We start from the raw sequence: 1,045 nt of genomic DNA on the forward strand, positions 1-1,045 counted from the left end.
TGCAAGGGGTTGGCCTGGACTTCGACTTCCTTCTCGGCCGAAAGTACGCACGTCTGCTGGACCGGCGCAGCGGCAGCTCCGGCCTCGGCGTCGATCTCGTACTGTTCGAGCAGTGGGTCGCGCGACTGACCGAACTGGGCCACTCCCCGGCCAAGGCCCGGAACAGTCTGACGTGGTGCCTGGGCCGGGTCATGCTCCACCGCGGCGACCCCGACCTGACCGCGATCACCGCCGCCGATCTGTTCGCATTCGGGTCAGCCATCCGCGACTTCGCCGCACGCGACGATTTCAATGTTCTGCGCCGGACCCTGTTCGCGAACGGCCAGTTTCACGATGACCCGGACGCCAACCGCGGGTTCCTCCGCAATCACCTCGCGAACCTGCACGCCACCCACGTGCTGCTGTACAACCTCGGCCAGGTCACCACAGCGCCGCGCATCGGCACGCGAACGATCGAAAACTGGACCGACCGATTGCTCCCCGAACCGTGTCCGCCCAAAATCAGGGCGGTCATCGAGAGATACCTACAACTGCGGCTCGACGCCAAGCTCGATCGCCCGCAGACAGTGCACAACGCCCGGCAGGCTCTGCGCCGGTTCGTCAACTGGCTCGGCGAAAATCACCCGCAGGTCCACAGTTTCGCCCAGGTTGATCGCGCCATCGTCGAGGAGTACATGCGGTGGCTGCCGACCTGTCCGAGTCAGCACACCGGTCTGCCGCTGGCGACGACCACGGTTAAGCACGAACTCAACGCGATCGCCGGGTTCTGCCGCGACACCGCGGTCTGGGGATGGGCGGAGGTGCCAGGGCGACCGTTGCTGACCTCTCGTGACACACCCCGGCGCCCGGAGTCGATTCCCCGGTATCTTCCGCAACACGAACTCGACGCGATCATGACCGCGGTCGACGACCTGGCCGACCCGCTACAAAGGGCCGCGCTGTTGTTGCTGCGGTGGTCCGGCGCCCGCCGCGACGAAATCCGCCGACTGACCTGGGATTGCCTCGACACCTATCCGGGCGGGCATCCACGGCTGCGGATCCCGGT

The 1,045-nt window shown here is 66.3% G+C and carries 1 pseudogene; it reads left to right on the forward strand.

Features of this window, described 5'->3' with window-relative positions:
• Positions 1–1,045, forward strand: a pseudogene (locus MLGJGCBP_RS22040) (tyrosine-type recombinase/integrase); the annotation flags it as partial.

Origin of the sequence: Rhodococcus sp. T7 (assembly GCF_009872365.1) — a bacterium.
Taxonomy (GTDB): domain Bacteria; phylum Actinomycetota; class Actinomycetes; order Mycobacteriales; family Mycobacteriaceae; genus Rhodococcus_F.